General features: G+C 53.3%; 15 protein-coding genes, 1 pseudogene and 1 riboswitch. Of the genes and pseudogenes, 4 read left to right on the plus strand and 12 right to left on the minus strand.

Annotated features, from left to right (window positions below; all coding sequences use genetic code 11):
* Positions 1 to 114 precede the first annotated feature (114 nt).
* The 12 genes and pseudogenes from BN3277_RS18000 to metE form a co-directional block, all read right to left on the minus strand.
* A complete protein-coding gene (locus tag BN3277_RS18000; RefSeq protein ID WP_059047304.1) occupies positions 115 to 669 on the minus strand; it encodes a nucleotidyltransferase family protein in 555 nt (184 codons plus the stop codon).
* Between the two features lie 2 nt (positions 670 to 671).
* Entirely contained in the window at positions 672 to 1,916 is a 1,245-nt protein-coding gene (locus BN3277_RS18005; protein WP_059045107.1) for an MFS transporter, read from the minus strand.
* Positions 1,917 to 1,954: 38 nt separating this feature from the next.
* On the minus strand, positions 1,955 to 2,800 hold the full coding sequence (locus BN3277_RS18010; RefSeq protein WP_089153390.1) for an aldo/keto reductase: 846 nt from the start codon (positions 2,798 to 2,800) through the stop codon (positions 1,955 to 1,957).
* Positions 2,801 to 2,934: 134 nt separating this feature from the next.
* Complete coding sequence (locus BN3277_RS18015; RefSeq protein WP_059045110.1) at positions 2,935 to 3,426, minus strand: RNA polymerase sigma factor; 492 nt, start codon at positions 3,424 to 3,426, stop codon at positions 2,935 to 2,937.
* Positions 3,427 to 3,611: 185 nt separating this feature from the next.
* On the minus strand, positions 3,612 to 4,703 hold the full coding sequence (locus BN3277_RS18020; protein ID WP_059045112.1) for a sensor histidine kinase: 1,092 nt from the start codon (positions 4,701 to 4,703) through the stop codon (positions 3,612 to 3,614).
* Complete coding sequence (locus BN3277_RS18025) at positions 4,693 to 5,397, minus strand: response regulator transcription factor (RefSeq protein WP_059045114.1); 705 nt, start codon at positions 5,395 to 5,397, stop codon at positions 4,693 to 4,695. Before BN3277_RS18025 ends, BN3277_RS18020 begins: the two co-directional genes overlap by 11 nt.
* A gap of 103 nt (positions 5,398 to 5,500) precedes the next feature.
* Positions 5,501 to 6,565, minus strand: a complete 1,065-nt coding sequence (locus BN3277_RS18030) for a sensor histidine kinase (protein WP_059045116.1) — start codon at positions 6,563 to 6,565, stop codon at positions 5,501 to 5,503.
* Positions 6,562 to 7,245 (minus strand): response regulator transcription factor, encoded by a 684-nt coding sequence (locus BN3277_RS18035; protein ID WP_198342967.1) that lies wholly within the window; start codon positions 7,243 to 7,245, stop codon positions 6,562 to 6,564. Before BN3277_RS18035 ends, BN3277_RS18030 begins: the two co-directional genes overlap by 4 nt.
* Complete coding sequence (locus tag BN3277_RS18040; RefSeq protein ID WP_089153375.1) at positions 7,235 to 9,043, minus strand: ABC transporter ATP-binding protein; 1,809 nt, start codon at positions 9,041 to 9,043, stop codon at positions 7,235 to 7,237. Before BN3277_RS18040 ends, BN3277_RS18035 begins: the two co-directional genes overlap by 11 nt.
* Positions 9,044 to 9,188: 145 nt before the next feature.
* Positions 9,189 to 9,902: an MgtC/SapB family protein gene (locus BN3277_RS18045; RefSeq protein ID WP_059045120.1), complete on the minus strand. Its 714-nt coding sequence runs from the start codon at positions 9,900 to 9,902 to the stop codon at positions 9,189 to 9,191.
* Between the two features lie 158 nt (positions 9,903 to 10,060).
* Positions 10,061 to 10,687 carry an FMN-dependent NADH-azoreductase gene (locus BN3277_RS18050; protein WP_059045122.1) on the minus strand — a complete coding sequence of 209 codons (627 nt, stop codon included), beginning with the start codon at positions 10,685 to 10,687 and terminating at the stop codon, positions 10,061 to 10,063.
* Positions 10,688 to 10,820: 133 nt separating this feature from the next.
* A pseudogene (gene metE, locus BN3277_RS18055) lies at positions 10,821 to 13,174 on the minus strand (5-methyltetrahydropteroyltriglutamate--homocysteine S-methyltransferase).
* 162 nt (positions 13,175 to 13,336) lie between these two features.
* Positions 13,337 to 13,535, minus strand: a riboswitch (cobalamin riboswitch).
* A 224-nt stretch (positions 13,536 to 13,759) separates the two neighbouring features.
* Between metE and BN3277_RS18060 the strand changes: the two are divergent.
* The 4 genes from BN3277_RS18060 to BN3277_RS18075 are packed head-to-tail and all read left to right on the plus strand — an operon-like array spanning position 13,760 to position 16,928.
* Entirely contained in the window at positions 13,760 to 14,758 is a 999-nt protein-coding gene (locus BN3277_RS18060; RefSeq protein ID WP_059045124.1) for a multicopper oxidase domain-containing protein, read from the plus strand.
* Positions 14,759 to 14,806: 48 nt separating this feature from the next.
* Positions 14,807 to 15,346 (plus strand): DUF2249 domain-containing protein, encoded by a 540-nt coding sequence (locus BN3277_RS18065; RefSeq protein WP_059045126.1) that lies wholly within the window; start codon positions 14,807 to 14,809, stop codon positions 15,344 to 15,346.
* Between the two features lie 13 nt (positions 15,347 to 15,359).
* The gene (locus BN3277_RS18070) at positions 15,360 to 16,601 is read left to right on the plus strand and encodes a heme-copper oxidase family protein (RefSeq protein WP_059045128.1); all 1,242 of its coding nucleotides are present in this window, start codon (positions 15,360 to 15,362) and stop codon (positions 16,599 to 16,601) included.
* Positions 16,602 to 16,628: 27 nt separating this feature from the next.
* On the plus strand, positions 16,629 to 16,928 hold the full coding sequence (locus BN3277_RS18075) for a metal-sulfur cluster assembly factor (RefSeq protein ID WP_059045130.1): 300 nt from the start codon (positions 16,629 to 16,631) through the stop codon (positions 16,926 to 16,928).
* Positions 16,929 to 16,943: the final 15 nt, after the last annotated feature.

The raw sequence follows: 16,943 nt of genomic DNA on the forward strand, positions 1-16,943 counted from the left end.
CCTCAAAAGAAGCAAATCAAGGGATATAAGGTCCCTGGAGTCCGTTACCACTCGTTTACATGCGTTCTAGCTCAAATAAGGTCATCTGAGTCCGTTATATCTGACGAGGGGTCATCAGATCATCTCCAACCGAGGCCAGCGGCTAAGCCAGGCTTTGCCATCTACCCGTTCCCGGAACGCACCATGATCGTGAAAATACGGACCTTGGCGAACTTGGAGCAACAAAAGGTCGTCCAGCCCCAATGGCGCGATCAGCTCGACCTCCCCCACTGCGTTTAGGCGCGCCCCAACCGCCGTCGCGGTTTCGGGCCAATGCCGCATCGCGTCCTCGACCGAAAGGTATGGCGCCGTACCGTTGCGTAAATGCATACGCGCCTGATTTTTCGCGGACCAATTCAGCCGAGGATTATGTTCACACAACCAGGCGTCGTAGGCTTTCTCCGCTTCTTCCTCCAGGCACGCCAGATCATAATACAGAACGTCCACATCGTGAAGCGGCGTCCGTTCGGTATAGCCATGCAGCATATCCCAAACAAAGTTGCGGATATATCCGGCGGCGATGCAGCCCTGAGGCAGCCCCAGCTCTGCAACGAGCCGCAGATCGGCCATCATGTCAGGCTGCCTCTGGATTGCCTCGCGTAAATCGGCTGCCCCCGCAATCGTAAGCATCTTCAACTCCCCGCCTCCTGCTGCTTTAATGCCTCATCCTTCGGCAACAATACCGCAAGCAGACCGATCAGCGGCAGTAAAGAGCAGACCTGCATGATAAACAGAATGCCGGCCTGGTCGGCAAAGTTCCCCAGCACGGCGGAACCTAACCCGCCAAGGCCAAACGACAAGCCAAAGAACAGGCCCGAGACCAGCCCCACTTTGCCCGGCACTAGCTCCTGTGCATAGACAACGATGATTGAAAAGGCCGAGGACATAATAAAGCCGGCAATGACAACCAGCACGCCCGACCAGAACAAGTTCGCGTAGGGCAACAGCAGCGAAAATGGCGCTGTCCCAAGAATGGATACCCAGATGATGTTGCGCCGGCCGTAACGATCCGCCATCGGCCCGCCAAAAAAGGTGCCGACCGCCGCCGCAGCCAAAAAGGCAAAGATGTACCATTGGGCCGTCTCCTTCGCGACACCGTAATGGTCCATGAGGAAAAACGAATAAAACGTCGAAATGCTAATCGAATAGACGTTTTTGGAGAACAGGAGCAGGACCAGCACGGTGATCGCCAGAATGACTTTGCCCCGGCTGAGGCTGCTCTTTGGACGAGCGGCTGCGCCTGAATCCGCTGAACCTGCGACCCGGGGCTTGCGCGGCTTTAGATCCTGCCCGCCGTACCATTTTGCCACGAAAAATTGAATGACAATCGCAGCGACCGCCGCCAAGGCGAACCAGGCCACACTGGTCTGACCCAAAGGGATAAAAATCAAAGCGGACATAATTGGCCCTAGTGAAGCGCCGAGGTTCCCGCCAACTTGAAAGATGGACTGCGCCAGCCCGCGTCTCGGACCTGCCGCCAAATAAGCGACGCGCGACGACTCCGGATGAAACACCGACGATCCTAGCCCGATCGAAGTCACCGCCAACAGGATGAAGGGATAACTTGGGGCAAAGGCCAGCATCACGATGCCTGCGAGCGTAAAGCAAACCCCCAGCGGCAGGATATACGGCCGGGGACGAACATCGGAGTACAAACCAACCAAGGGCTGAAAGACGGAAGCCGTCATGTTCATGGCGAACGAAATCCAGCCGATTTGGCCATAGGATAACAGGAGCGATTCACGCAAAACCGGAAACAAGGCGGGAATCGCCGATTGCATCGTGTCGTTTAACAAATGCACGGTGCTGATCGCAAAAAGGATCGGGTAGACCGTTAATGCAGGATTTGCCGCTTTGACGGCAGTTGACTGGTTCATCTTGACCTCACTTCATCTACATTGGAATGATGTTTCGATTATTTCGGAATGTTTTTATCCGGATCTGACCCAAAGCGCTGATTGCGGTTTAACTCGTCGATCGCCTGAATGTCCTCCGCGCTCAATTCGAAATCAAAAACATCGGCATTTTCGATGATCCGCGCTTCACGCACTGATTTCGGAATCGTCACTACGCCAAGCTGCAAATCCCAGCGTAAAATGACCTGAGCAACGGTCTTGCCATATTTGGCGGCAATGCCTTGCAAAATCTCATGCTCGAGCAAATTACCTTGGCCCAGCGGCGACCAGGCTTCTAACTGAATGCCTTTCTCCAGGCAGTAGCGGAGCAAGTCCTTCTGGGTCAAGTAAGGATGGAACTCAACTTGGTTGACGGCAGGCACAATCTTCGCTTCGGACAACAAATCCTCCAAATGATGGATCTGGAAGTTGCTAACCCCAATCGCGCGGACTTTGCCTTCGGCATACACTTTTTCGAGCGCCCGCCACGTGTCCTTGTATTTCCCCTTCACCGGCCAATGCACCAGGAACAAGTCCAAATAGTCGAGCCCCAAGCGCTTCAGACTGTCATCAAAAGACTTCAATGTGGTCTCATACCCCTGATCCGAATTCCAAACCTTCGACGTAATAAACAGGTCTTCCCTTCGGAGACCGTTCTCCTTCAGCGCCTCCCGGACGCCTTGACCCACGCCTTCCTCATTGCGGTAAGCGGAAGCGGTGTCAATACTGCGGTACCCGGCGCGGATCGCGGCCTTTACGGCCTGCACGACTTCATCGCCTTCTTTGGCTAAATAGACGCCGAGTCCAAGCCAGGGCATGTGAACTTCATTGTTTAGCGTAACGGTTTCCTGCAAATGATTAGGCAAAGTTGACATCAGACGAGTCCTCCTTTGATTCAGGCGATTTCTGGTAATATCCTACCTCAAAAGCGCCGGGATGAACAGAGAACAAACGTAAAAGGCCGCCCGAAGGCAGCCTCACGAGAATAAAATATAGATAATCAGGCCGTTTCCCGAGACCGGCGCAGCTTTTGCCTCGCGCGGTACAACAGGATTTTGAAATGGGATAACGTGATACCCATAAGATCCGCCGACTCCTGATAGGAGAAGCCATGCACGTCATACAGGAGCACCGCATGCTGCTGATTTGGTTGGAGCAAAGACAGCTGTGCGTAGAGCTCCCGGCGGTTTTCCTCACCAAGCACGGATTTCTCCGGCGTATCATCACTCGGATAACGGTGGAAAAATTCATTTTCATACGAGGACGACCGGCTTTCCTTCCGCAGCAAGTCGATATAAGCGTTATGGGCAACGCGAAGCAACCAGGCTTTAGCCCTTTTTCCCTCCGCTTCGTGCAGGTGGATCAGTGCCCGACAAAAGGTCTCCTGCATCAAGTCCTCAGCGATATGCGAGTTGCGGCACATACTATACAAATATCGAAATACGTCATTTTTATATTCGCGGTAAAGCAAATCCATAGAACGAGACTTCATGATTGATTCCTCACTTTCTCCCGACTTTCAGGCAAGGCTGTCTTTATCTTCGCCTTACTTAATCCATTATGCCGAATAGAGTTTGCGTCCCGACTAAGAAATTGTTAAGTTTTCCTTAAGAATTTACTGCGTTTTCCTTAAACAAAAAGACGCCTTTCGGCGCCTGCTGCAAATCTGGATGAAAATTACGCACCGTCCCGGTGTAGACGGACGATAAACGAAGTGCGATACTCGTTGCTTTCCACCGAGATCCCACCTTGATGCAAAACGACGATATGCTTGGCGATCGCCAGGCCGATGCCCGAACCGCCCGTTTGGGAAGCACGCGACTTCTCAACGCGGTAGAATCGATCGAACAGGTGCGGCAAGTCCGCCGTTGGAATCGGGTCGCCGTAATTCACGACCTCCGTCACGATCTCATCGCCTTCCTGCCAGCCGCGAATGTCCAAATACTTGCCGTCGTGCCCATACCGGATCGCATTGGTGATCAGGTTCTCATAGACCCGGCGAAGCTTGTCCCCGTCCGCCTGAACGTACAGCGGTCCCTGCAGGTACAGCCGGCACTCCATGCCATTCTCCTGCAGCTGCCAGCCGAAGTGAGCGGCCATCTGATGGAGCATCTCCGCGAGATTAATCCGCGTGATCTGCAGCTTCATCTCTTTGTTTTGCATCCGGGTATATTCGAACAAGTCCTGCAGAAGCTGCTTCAATCGAAGCGACTCCTCGTAGGCCATGTTGACGTAGTAGCGCAGCTCAACCTCGTCGCGGTAACGGTCTTGCTCGATCAGTCCCAAATATCCGGTAATCGAAGTGAGCGGCGTACGCAAATCATGGGACACGTTGGTGATGAGTTCATTTTTCGTCTGCTCCGCCCGGCGTTCGTCTTCAATGGAAGTTCGCAGCCTTTCGATCATCCGGTTGATGTCGGTGGCCAGCTGACCTAGTTGGCCCACGTTCTCCACAGGAATTTTCCGGGTGGAGCCTACTTCGATTTTATGTACTTCCTCAATCAGTTGCTCCAGGTATCGCTTCTCTTGGCGACGGAGGCTCCGCCGGTAAAAATACAACGCAAACAACATGAGAATCGGTACACCGGTCAAATAATACGCTTCCGGGAAACCGATATTCTGATTAATCCACACCACCAAGGAGTATACCGTTGTGCTCGGGAAGAAAAAGAAGAACAACCGCGCCACCAAAATGAGCAAAAACAACGCAATTAACGAAGCGACGATCGTCCAAAACAACCAGGCCAAGAAACGCAGGCTAGCTTTCAAGTTTGTAGCCGACCCCCCACACGGTACGGATCAGCTTCTCCCCGTCCATTTCCTTCTCCAGCTTGTCCCGGAGACGGCTGATGTGCACCGTTACGGAATTGCTGCTGTCTAGATATTTATCCTTCCAGATCAGCTCGAAGATCTCCTCGGAACCAAACACTCGCCCGGGATGGCTGGCCAGCAGATGCAGAATACCAAATTCGATGGGCGTCAGCTTCAACGGGTTCCCGTCGACGGTCGCTGTATGCGTCTCTTTGTCGATTGAAAGCGAGGCGATCCGGATGATGTGCTCCTGCGGCGGCTGCGGGGCTCCCGGCGGCTGTGCCGCGTAGGAGGAGCGGCGAAGCAGCGATTTGACACGGGCGACCAGCTCCAGCGGATTAAACGGCTTCACCATATAATCATCCGCTCCGGTCATCAACCCGGTTATCTTGTCCATATCCCCGTCTTTCGCGCTTAGCATTAAGATCGGCGTTGTGTGTGTTTCGCGGATTTTCATGCAGACGGAGATGCCGTCAAGCCCGGGGAGCATCACGTCAAGAATCACCAAATCCACCTCATCCTGATCGGTGATTTCCAGCGCCCGCAAGCCGTCCTCCGCCTTCAGCACTTCATAACCTTCATTCGTTAAATATATTTCGATCAGTTTTGCTATTTTATCATCATCATCGACAATCAAAATACGTTTACTCATTAACCGAATCATCCTTTATTTGAGCTGGTTAGACACGAGTACAGTTACATCATACCATGTCTTCTGCCCCCAGATACAAATAAAAGGTTACAATTTCCCCCGGTTATGGTTTCCAGCGGAAGGGGATCGCGACCTTGAAACTCGAACCCTTCCCAGGCTCAGAGGTCACGGTAATCTCTCCTTCATGAATGTCCACGATTTTTTTGACGATCGACAGTCCCAGCCCGCTGCCCCCGCTGCTGCGCGTACGAGATTTGTCGGCTTTGTAGAAACGCTCAAAGATATGAACCCGTTCCGATTCCGACATCCCCATCCCGTTATCCGTCACCGTGACCACCGCCCGATCCGCCTCAGAGGTCAGGGAAACCGCAATCTCCCCGCCTTCCGGTGTAAACTTGATGCTGTTGTGCAGCAAATTCATCCATACTTGGCTGAGCAGGTCCTCGGCACCTTCCACCTCCAGGCTGCTTACCTCCAGCTGAATCTGGATGTTTTTAGCAAGCCACTGAGGTTCGCAGGCCAGCACCACATGTTGCAGTTGACGGTCAAGCCGAAACCGATTCGTTTGCAGCGAGCCCCGGTCCGCCTCGAGGGAGGAGAGCTTCAATAGATTATCGCTCATCTGCGATAAGCGGCGGCTTTCCGACTCGATAATCTCCAGGTAATGGTTGCGTTTCTCCGGAGACAAGTCCGGTCTACGCAAGGCTCTGGCAAACCCGCGGATCGAAGTCAACGGCGATTGGATTTCGTGCGACACGTTGGAAATAAAGTCCTGCCGCATCGTTTCCATTTGCCCCAAAGCCCCAGCCATTTCGTTAATGCTGTTTACGATGGTTTCAAACTCCCGCATCCGCTCGAAACCAACGATCCGAACCGTGAAATCCCCTTTTGCGATACGGCGAATCCCGTCGATAATAATATTCAGCGTCTTCAGTTGATGAGGTCGGAACAGGAGGGATAGCAGCAAAACGAGCAGGAAAGAGATCACAACCCCAAGCATCACATTTATCAGATCGATGATATAAGCGGAGAAAGGAGGCTCAGCGATTCGGTAAATCGCCGAGGTGATCCAACGGGCAGCCGACCAGGTCGCGCCAAAACTAACGAGGATGACCAGCACCTGACCGATGCGGAGTAAAAACTTGACTAATTTCCTCCAAAAGGTCAAGGTTCACCCACCTCCAACCGATAGCCAAGACCGCGGATCGTACGGATTTTGAAACCAAAGGTTTCCTCGGGAAACCGCTCGCGCAACCGATTGATATGCACATCCAACGTACGCTCATTCCCCTCGAAATCGTATCCCCAAATTTCCTCGATCAACTGCTCACGGGTGAGGGTTCGCCCGGCATGGCTGCCCAGCTTAAACAGCAACTCGAACTCCTTAAGCGGCAATGTGATGCTGCCTTGACCGCTGTCTACTTCAAATGTTTTGCGGTTCATCCGCAGGGCGCCGATCGTCACGGTTTGCGAGATCGACACCTGATACCGCTTGAGCAGCGCCTTCACCCGGGCGACAAGCTCTGCGGGTTCAAACGGTTTGACGAGGTAATCGTCCGTACCCAACTCAAACCCCTTGACCACCTGTCGGGTTTCCCCCTTTGCCGTTACCATCAGCAACGGCATGTCATAATATCGGCGCAGCTCCCGGCAGAGGTCCCAGCCGTCCATCTCCGGCATCATGATGTCCAAAATGACCATGTCCACCTTTTCCGTTTCCACCAGAGTGAGCGCCTCGCGTCCATTCTCAGCTTCCAACACCTGGTCCATGCCAGCCTCCTCCAGGAACAAGCGAACCAGCTCCCGAATATGCTGATCATCGTCAACCACGAGAATTTTAGCCACGATCCTTCCCTTCTTCCTCGTTCGTGAACTCCTCCGTCAAATCACTAGCTGCGGCAATGTGCAATTGCTGCGAGGCAAACTCGCGGTACATCGCGTGCTGGTGCAGTAACTGCTCATGCGATCCCCGCCCCGTTACTTTTCCTTTCTCGATAAAAATCAGCTGATCCGCCCCAACGACAGTGGAGAGCCGGTGCGCGATAACAATGGTCGTCCGGCCGTGCATCAGATTTTTCAGCGCTTTCTGCACGACAATTTCCGACCGGCTGTCCAAGCTGGAGGTCGCTTCGTCCAGCATCAGGATTTTGGGGTCGCGCAGGAGAGCCCGCGCAATGGCGATCCGTTGACGCTGTCCGCCGGACAGCTTAACCCCGCGTTCACCGACATCGGTATCGAACCCGTTGGGCAGCTCGGCGATAAATCCGTCGGCGTATGCCATCTCCGCCGCTCTTTTCAGCTCCGCTTCGCTGACTTCGCGCTCGATGCCATAGCGGAGATTCTCGCGGATCGTTCCGGCGATGATCGGGCTTTCCTGGGAGACGTAACCAATCATGCCGCGCCAGGAGCGAAGCGAAAACGAATCGACCGGCTCGTCACCCAGCCGGATGCTGCCTTGCTGCGGCACGTAAAACCGCTCCAGCAATGAGAATAACGTCGTTTTGCCGCCACCGCTGGGTCCAACAACCGCCGTAACCGTCCCCGGCTCCATCGTAAAGGACACCTCCCGCAGGACCGGCTCGTCCGGTTTATACCCAAAGGTTACGCCGTCCACGATCAACGGACGATCGGCTTTTGTAATCTCTTCTCCTTGCCCAAAAGGCTCCTCCTCGGCATCCAGCGTCTGGAGAATCCGCTCCGTAGCCCCTTTTGCTTTCTGCAGCTGGGTGAAAAACGTCGTTAGCTGCGTCATTGGCATCACAATTTGAACAAGATATAGAATAAACGCCACCAGTTCACCGGCGGTCAACCCACCGCTCGCCACCTGCATCCCGCCGTAACCAATCACCACGACGAGCAGCATCATCATAACGAAGGCCATAAACGGACTGATCCAGGCCATCACTTTGCCTTCTCGTACACCAAAAGACAGCAGCTTACCGATGGCTTGGCTGCCGCTTTCGTATTCCTGCCGCTCCGCGTTGGACGATTTAACCAGCCTGATTTCCGACAGCACCTGGCTTAAGACCGCCGTAAAGGATGCCGTCTCGTCCTGCATGGCCAGCGAGATTTTATACATCGTCCGGCCGAGCGGCACGAGAATCAAAGCGGCCAACGGAATCACCGCAAGCATCACCAAGGTCATTTTCCAATTCAAATAAAACAGGACGACCACCGCGCCAAGAATCGAAATAATTCCGCTGATAAAGCCGGCGACTTGCTCGGAAATTAACGATTTGATGATCCCGGTGTCGTTGGTCATCCGGCTGACCGACTCCCCGGTCCGATGGTTGTCAAAATAGGACACCGGCAACCGGAGCAGCTTCTTCCACAAACGGTCCCGCAAACTGGCGACCATACGTTGTCCGGTATAGTTCAGCAGAAAGATCGATAAACCCGAAGCGACGGACATCCCGATAAACGCGGCCCCGATCCAAACGATTTGCATCCCGCTGATCGAGGACAGCGAAAAGCCGTCAACGAGATTCTTCGTGAACATTGGGATCACGAGGCTGACCAACGTCGACAGCAGGCTAAGAACGATCGCAACGGCAAACAGCGGCAGCGGCGGCTTCGTTTCCCGCAGCAGACGAAAAAACGCCTTTGAGCTAGCTCCGTTTTTACTCACGTTAGGCTCTCTATCCATTACATTAGATTTCATCCTTGGCATGTGTTTCTCTTCCCTTTCCTCTCGATCTCAAACAAGATAAGCCGGACAGTCCGGCTCTAGGAAAAAGACTACTTTCGGAATGTAAACTGAAGTTAAACGAGCGTAGCTTAAACGGCCAAAACTAAAGGTTCTCCACTTCGACACTGATCACATGGTCAATCTTCCGGAGAAAATGGTACAGCTCCGTCGTATACTCCTTCTCCGAGGCGGTAATTACCATATCTACCCGCTGACGGCCTTCCTCCAGGTCTTTGATTTTTAGCCGCCGAATCCGGTGCTGGTTCGCCTTTGCTTTCCGCCCCTTGTCGTCCTTGCGCTCGATAATACGGATCAACTCCGTTACGTTCCCGTGATCCTCCATGACAATTTTGATCGATACGTCACGCTGGTTCAGCTTGTAAGGGCCAATCCACTTGATCACATAGGGAATAAAATTAACCGAGAGGATCAGCAAAATGACCGTCAGCCCCGCTTCCAAATAAAATCCGGTACCGATCGCGATCCCTATCCCCGAGGCGGCCCAAATCATCGCTGCAGAAGTAAGGCCGGATATCCCCTCATTACTCCGGCGCAAGATCGCCCCGGCTCCCAGAAAACCAATCCCGCTGACGATTTGCGCGGCTAGCCGCATCGGATCCATGTTTGGATGATCCGGCCCGGCGAATTTGGCGAAAGCCTCGATCGATACGATCGTGACCAGACAGCTGGCGATACAGATGACCATACTTGTTTTGATTCCCAGCGGCTTCTGCTTCAATTGCCGATCAATCCCGATAAACAGCCCAAACAATAGGGCCAGACAAAGTTTCACAACGACTTCCAATTCGGTGTTCATGATGCGTCGCAACTCCTTCAATTATATATGGTGAGTATAATTGTATTCGGCAGGCTGACGCAAATGGATTAATTCCGATCAGGAAGGAATAAAAGCAAACAAGCCTGAACCGTCTCGAATGCGGCTCAGGCTTGTTTTATGATCTAGGATCAGGTAAATTAGAATTTCGCAGCCAATTCGGCAGCGCGTTTTACGCCGTCTTGGATAATTTCCTCGGCGCGGTCTTGAAATTGATTATGCCCTTCGACCACAACGGCTTCCGGATCGTTGATGCCCCAGAAGGCCAGGGTGTTCTTTACATAGTTCAGAGACATTTCCAGCGCGGTCATTGGGCCTTCGGAATAGACGCCGCCGCGCGCTTGCAGCAATGCGACCTTCTTGCCGCCAACCAGGCCAACCGGACCTTGCTCGGTATACTTAAACGTCTTACCGGCTTGGTTCAAGTAGAACAGATAGGTCAACAGCTGTGCTGGAATCGTGAAGTTCCACAGCGGGAAGGCAAATACGACTTTATCAGCTTGCAAAAATTGCTCCAGGTAAGCGTTAGCTACATCCGCGGCTTTTTGCTCCTCCGGCGTAGTTGGAATCCCTTTGCCGACTTTGAACAGCCCGTTCAGCATATCCAGATCGTAGTATGGCAGGTTCGCCTCGAACAGGTTCAACTCGGTGACAACATCCTCAGGATGGGTCTCCTTATAGGTTTGCAGGAAGCTTTCATACAGCTTCACGGTAGCGGATTGATCCGCCGGACGGTTATTGGCTTTCACGAATAATACTTGAGACATTTACGGTTTCCCTCCACTAATCTTTTTATCTCTTTCTTTTTCTCAGTAACTATTTATTATTCTGTTACTTATCTAACAATAGTTATCATAACGGCTAACTAATACTTTGTCAATTACAGTTCCTAATTTTTTTTCAGTGAAAAAACTCACCTTTATCTGCCTTTGTTTCCCGCCCATATCTCCGTCGAACCTGCTCAGCTGCCGCGGTCATTTGCCGTAAGGCTGCGACGGTTTCCTCTTGCCCACGGGTTTTCAAACCACAATCGGGGTTAATCCAAAAGAGCTCCGGATCCAGCACCTGCAGGGCCCGATCAATCAATGAAACCATCTCCGCTTCGGTTGGTACACGCGGACTATGGATGTCGTATACCCCCAATCCGATGCCCAGCGGGTACGTATGCTCCTCAAAGCTATGCACCAGCTCGCCGTGACTACGCGAGGTCTCTATGGAAATGACGTCGGCATCCAGCGCACGGATCTCGTCAAGGATATCGTCAAATTCGCAGTAGCACATATGTGTATGAATTTGCGTCGTGTCGCGAACGGTTGAAGTGGTCACACGGAACGCCTTCACCGCCCACTCCAAATAGTTCGCCCCATCCTTTGGCTTAAGCGGCAGACCCTCGCGCATCGCAGGCTCGTCAACCTGAATCATCTCAATCCCTGCCTGTTCCAGCGCTTCGACTTCCTTTCGCAAAGCCAGGGCGATCTGATAAGCCACTTGTTCCCGCGGGAGATCGCTGCGAACAAACGACCAGTTTAGAATCGTGATCGGACCCGTCAGCATCCCTTTCACCGGTTTGGCCGTCAGGCTTTGCGCATAGGCGGTTTCCTTGACAGTCATCGGTCCGGCAAACTCGACATCTCCGTAAATCAGCGGCGGCTTCACGCAACGCGTGCCGTAGGACTGTACCCACCCCCCTTGCGTGAACGCAAACCCCGGAAGCTTCTCGCCGAAAAATTCCACCATATCGGTACGCTCAAATTCACCGTGAACCAATACGTCTAGCCCAAGCTCCTCCTGGATCTCGACCCATTTGCGGATTTCCGCTTGGATGAACGCCGCGTATTTCTGCGGGCTCCACTCGCCTTTGCGCCATTTCTGCCGAGCAGCTCGCACTTCAGCGGTCTGCGGGAAGCTGCCGATCGTCGTTGTTGGCAGGAACGGCAGCCGCCATTGGGCCTGCTGCTTGCGACGCCGTTCGGCGAACTCACTGCTCCGCTCAGCCGGTGCCGCTGCGGCCCGCTTCGCCTCCTCCCGCACCGCAGCACGGTTGCGGGCGGGATCCGCCGCCAGCCCGCAGCACGGTTGCGGGCGGGATCCGCCGCCAGCGCAGCAAGCGCTTGGCGATTCTCCGCGAACCTCGCCGGTTCCGGCCCGTCCCCGCTTGCCGCCCGGCACAAGCTTGTCAACTCCTCCAGCTTCTGCTCGGCAAAGGCCAATGCCTCGCGTAGTACCGGGGCCAAACGCTCCTCTCCAGCAGCCGAAACTGGGACATGCAGCAAGCTGCAGGAGGGTTGCACGATCAGGTCGTTCTCTCCGGTCAAGCCGTGAATCTCCTTCAGCAATTTCAACCCTTCGTCCAAATCCGTACGCCAAATGTTCCGCCCGTCGATCACACCTGCCCCTAGCGTTTTACCAGCGGGAATGCCATGACGCCGTAACGCTTCCAGGTTGCCGTTCCGGCCGTGTACAAGATCCAGCCCCAAGCCATGTACCGGCAGCTTCACGAGATCTTCGTACCGTTCTACAGCGTCGAAATAGGTTTGCAGCATGAACTGCAGCCCTGGAACCTCCCGGACAATCGTCCGGTAAATGAAGTCAAGCCGCCGAACCTCCTCATCGCTAACCGAGACAACCAATGCCGGTTCGTCGATTTGAACCCAAGCGACACCCGCCGCTTCCAGCTCCCTCAGCACTTGGACATATAAAGGCAGCAGCTTTTCGATCCAGGCATCCACTTCGTCCGCTGTTTTCCCTTTGGACAATTTCATGAATGTGAACAACCCCAACAACACCGGTCGGCCGCTAATTCCCAGCTCCTGTTTGGCTTCTAAGAAGGCCTTGAGCGGACGGTTGATCGTCAACCGCGGCGTTTGGGTCCCGAGCTCAGGCACGATATAGTGGTAGTTGGTGTTAAACCATTTCGTCATCTCGCTAGCCGTTGCTTGATCGTTGCCGCGAGCGATCGCGTAATACAAATCCAGCGACAGCTTGTCTCCGGTCCAGCCAAACCTCTCCGGCACCAGTCCAAACATCGTCGCCGTATCCAGGACGTGATCGTAATAGGTAAAATCGCCAACCGGGATCACGTCTACCCCTCGATCCCGCTGCAAACGCAGATGGTCCAGCCGAATCTCCGTCAATCGTTCGTGGAGCTCCTGCTCCGTGATTTTCTCCGCCCAATACGCTTCGATTTGTTTCTTCCATTCCCGTTGTCCGCCGATTCTCGGATACCCCAGATTTCCGCTTTTGATGTTCCCCATGTTAATGATTTCCTCCCCATCATTAGTAGATTTCAAGATAGATTCAAAACACTCGATCTGAAAACGCAAAAAAGCCCTCGATAGCAACATGGCTAAAGAGGACCTTCGATGAATGGTTCGATGGCTAGCATCTTTAACACCTCCCTATCTCCCGTAGGTACAGCAGTGCCGTCGAAATAGGCAGGTCTCCTGGCTTCGGCATCATCGCCGGATGTGGCCTTCCCGGTGATCCGATCACCAGTGGCATTTCTAAACATCCGACTCCTCCGTTACAGTGGCGGGACCGCGCCGGCGTTACACCGGACTTCCCTTTTAAGCTCCGGCCATCCAAGGCCGGAACACCTATTTCCGCTATATTCGGTTGGAATATACCTAACATCTTACTTCAAGTCCCTAACGAATACAATACCAAACAGATCGGAATTTAAATATTTATCGACAGTATCATCTACAACCCTATCGACAACATTTTCGACAAGTTTCATGTGATACATATCACAATTCACCTCTTCAACCCATCGTACGATGAAATCAATCAAATGAATCCACAAGCTTACCCATTAAATAGAGAAAGAGGAAGGACTCATGAAATCGCGGAACATCCTGAAGTGGTTGTTGCTTAGTTTATCGGGTCTGGTCATGGTCGCCGCCGCCTGGTTTGCGTTTCCTTCGGAGAAGCCCCCAGTCGATGAGGTCACCCCGCAAGAGGAAGCGCCGCATCTCCATCAACCGCCCGTCGAGCCGGTCATTCATCGCGAGGGAAATTCCGTACGCATCGAAATGACCGCACAGCGGACCGACCTGGAGATCTCCGAAGGCGTCACCTACTCGGCCTGGACGTTTAACGGGACGGCACCTGGTCCGGTATTACGTGTAAAGCAAGGGGATCAGCTGGAGTTTACGCTAAAAAATCTGGACCCCGAAATGCCGCATTCCATGGATTTCCATGCGGTCCATGCCGCTCCAAGCCAGAAGTTTATCGAGGTCATGCCGGATGAACAAGGTACGTTTACTTATCCTGCTGACACGCCCGGCGTATTCATGTACCATTGCGGAGCAAGTCCGGTGCTGCTTCATGTGGCCAACGGAATGTACGGGATGATCATCGTTGAACCCAAGGACGGTTACCCTACGGACGCGGATATCGACCAGCAATATACGATCGTCCAAAGCGAATGGTATACAGAGAACGATTTGGACGCTTTTCAGCATGGCGATCCGGAGTATGTCGTGTTTAACGGCGATGATTTCACGCTAAAAGAACACCCCTTGCTCGCCAAAGTCGGCGATAAGGTACGGCTTTATGTCATCAATGCAGGGCCAAACCACGTTTCTTCGTTCCATGTGGTGGGGACCACCTTTGATCAGGTCTATCTGGACGGTAATCCGAACAATGAGCTGAACGGGATGCAGACCGTCTTGCTGCCGGCCGGCGGCGGTGCGGTCGTTGAGTTTACCGTCACGGAGGAAGGCGATTATCCAATCCTAACCCATCAGCTCAATGACGCCTATCTGGGGGCCACCGCGATCCTGCGCGTAACGAAGGACGGACTGGACAACGGAGCTCCGGCGATGAGCCATTAAGGAACAAACCTGTATATCGCATTCTGATGAAAGAAGAGGTGACGCTTTATGCATCCACAAGACGCCAAGGTTGTTGAACTGGACGTTCGGGAGCAGCTTCGAAACAAATTGGAGCCGTTCCAACTGATCATGGATACCGTAAAAACACTGGAGAAAGACGAAATTTTCGTGCTGCACGCCACTTTCAAGCCTACTCCCTTGCTTGGTTTCCTTAAAATGAAGGGCCTTGTAGGTAAATCGGTCATGCATGACAAAGAGCATTGGATCACCACGTTTGTCCATAAGAAAAATAAAGCATGGTTGGATGGCGTCGATACGGCAAAAGAGGAAGCAGAGACACCCACCGCTTCCAACGAGCCGGCCGCCGGCAACAACATCATCCACCTCGATAACCGCGGGCTCGAACCGCCGCAGCCGATGGTGCGGACGTTAGCCGCGCTGGACCGCTGCAAACCGGGCGACGAGGTGCATATTCACAACGACCGGGTCCCGGTGTTTTTGATCGAGGAATTAAACAGCTTGGGCTGCACCTATACGGTAGAAGAACAACCGGACGGCACAGCCAAAGTCCAAATCCGCAAGCCTTAAGGAGGTGAACCTGATGCCGGCCATGTCCCGCCTGCCCTTTCTTTTTATCGTTACTGGAATCTTCGGATTTGTCCTATTTCACGCCACTTCCCTGATGTCGCTCACGGGCTGGATCGGGGATGACATCCGCGGCCCGGCCGGCTGGTTCCAGGTCCACCTCTTTGTGCTGGGCTGGGCAACCATGCTGGCGATGGGCGCCATCTACCAGCTTATCAACGTGATTTTGCAGTCGAACATCTACAGCGAACGTCTTGGGTACGTTCATTACGCCCTGTTTACCGTAGGACTGTTTGGTCTGCTGTTTGGCTTCATCCAAGGCGATACGTACTGGATCGGCGGCTTCGCGACGCTCGCTTTCTCGGGAATCGTCTTGTTCGTCTGGAACATGGCTGTCACCCTGCTGCGGGCCAGATCCTGGAACGCCATCACAATCAGCACTTCCTGCGCGGTGTTTTACCTGCTGCTCACCGGTTTATCCGGAATGGCGATGGGGATTAACTTTGCCACCGGCCTTTATAATGATCTGCATGAAAATCTGTTTGGCACACATATCTGGCTCGGCACGCTTGGCTGGTTTGGTCTTCTGATTACCGGGTTCAGCTATAAGTTATTGCCAATGTTTTACTTGTCCCATGATTATCCGAACCGACTGGAATACGTCGTTTTGGCGTTATGGAACGCAGGGGTTCTGCTGGGGGCAACCTCCTTCCTGTTTGGATTGCCGACGGGCTATAAAGTGGCAGCATTACTGCTGATCGTCTCGGCTGTTCTTTGCTATAACATTCATCTGCTGGAGATCCGCAGCAAACGGCATAAACGAAGCCCGGGGGTGGGCATTGAGTGGACGGTAACCGGGAGTCAAATCTTCGCCATCTTTGCCGTAACCTTTGCGGTGCGGGCGCTGGTATCGCCCGAGCAGCTGCTGGACACGCATACCGTACTCACAGCCGGCTGGGTATATCTTAGCTGCTGGGTTTCGTTTACGGTGCTTGGCTATGTATCCAAAATCGTACCGTTCCTGTGGTGGACCCACAAATACGGCAAACAGGTGGGACGCCCGGGAACCCCTGTGCTGGCGGACTTGCTGGATGAGCGGAAAGCCCATCTCGGGTTGACCTTGATCCTCTGCGCCAATTTAACCGTCCTCGTTGGCCTGGTGATCGGCTGGCCGATCGTTATCGCCGTTGGCGGTGTCGCATTATCCATCGTTTCGGTGGCCTATATCGCATTGATCGCTTTGGTGTTTGCTCATTAACAAAAATACAAATGGAGGTTGGTTGCCATGAATAAAATTGATCAAATCCGCGAAAGCCTGCGCGAGGTTTATGACCCTGAGTTAGGTGTAAACATCGTAGATCTCGGGCTGGTTTACGACATTCGGGAAGAAGAAGACCAAGTCTACATTCAGATGACCTTAACAACGCCGGGCTGTCCTATGCACGATACCATTGTTGGCGGCGTTCGCTGGGTGCTTAACGATCAACTGGGGATCCAAAATCCGGAGATCGACATTGTCTGGGAGCCGCGCTGGTCACCGGAACACATGTCGGAGGCAGCCAAGGAACAGTTAGGATACTTTTAATATAGATTGAGTTAT

This window comes from Paenibacillus rubinfantis (genome assembly GCF_001486505.1).
Classification (GTDB): domain Bacteria; phylum Bacillota; class Bacilli; order Paenibacillales; family Paenibacillaceae; genus Fontibacillus; species Fontibacillus rubinfantis.

What these genes read in the sequence shown, in the direction of transcription:
- BN3277_RS18000 (WP_059047304.1), bottom strand. Translation starts at nt 669, where the DNA reads ATGCTTACGATTGCGGGGGCAGCCGATTTACGCGAGGCAATCCAGAGG.
- BN3277_RS18005 (WP_059045107.1), bottom strand. Translation starts at nt 1,916, where the DNA reads ATGAACCAGTCAACTGCCGTCAAAGCGGCAAATCCTGCATTAACGGTC.
- BN3277_RS18015 (WP_059045110.1), bottom strand. Translation starts at nt 3,426, where the DNA reads ATGAAGTCTCGTTCTATGGATTTGCTTTACCGCGAATATAAAAATGAC.
- BN3277_RS18025 (WP_059045114.1), bottom strand. Translation starts at nt 5,397, where the DNA reads ATGAGTAAACGTATTTTGATTGTCGATGATGATGATAAAATAGCAAAA.
- BN3277_RS18040 (WP_089153375.1), bottom strand. Translation starts at nt 9,043, where the DNA reads ATGGATAGAGAGCCTAACGTGAGTAAAAACGGAGCTAGCTCAAAGGCG.
- BN3277_RS18045 (WP_059045120.1), bottom strand. Translation starts at nt 9,902, where the DNA reads ATGAACACCGAATTGGAAGTCGTTGTGAAACTTTGTCTGGCCCTATTG.
- BN3277_RS18050 (WP_059045122.1), bottom strand. Translation starts at nt 10,687, where the DNA reads ATGTCTCAAGTATTATTCGTGAAAGCCAATAACCGTCCGGCGGATCAA.
- BN3277_RS18060 (WP_059045124.1), top strand. Translation starts at nt 13,760, where the DNA reads ATGAAATCGCGGAACATCCTGAAGTGGTTGTTGCTTAGTTTATCGGGT.
- BN3277_RS18065 (WP_059045126.1), top strand. Translation starts at nt 14,807, where the DNA reads ATGCATCCACAAGACGCCAAGGTTGTTGAACTGGACGTTCGGGAGCAG.
- BN3277_RS18070 (WP_059045128.1), top strand. Translation starts at nt 15,360, where the DNA reads ATGCCGGCCATGTCCCGCCTGCCCTTTCTTTTTATCGTTACTGGAATC.
- BN3277_RS18075 (WP_059045130.1), top strand. Translation starts at nt 16,629, where the DNA reads ATGAATAAAATTGATCAAATCCGCGAAAGCCTGCGCGAGGTTTATGAC.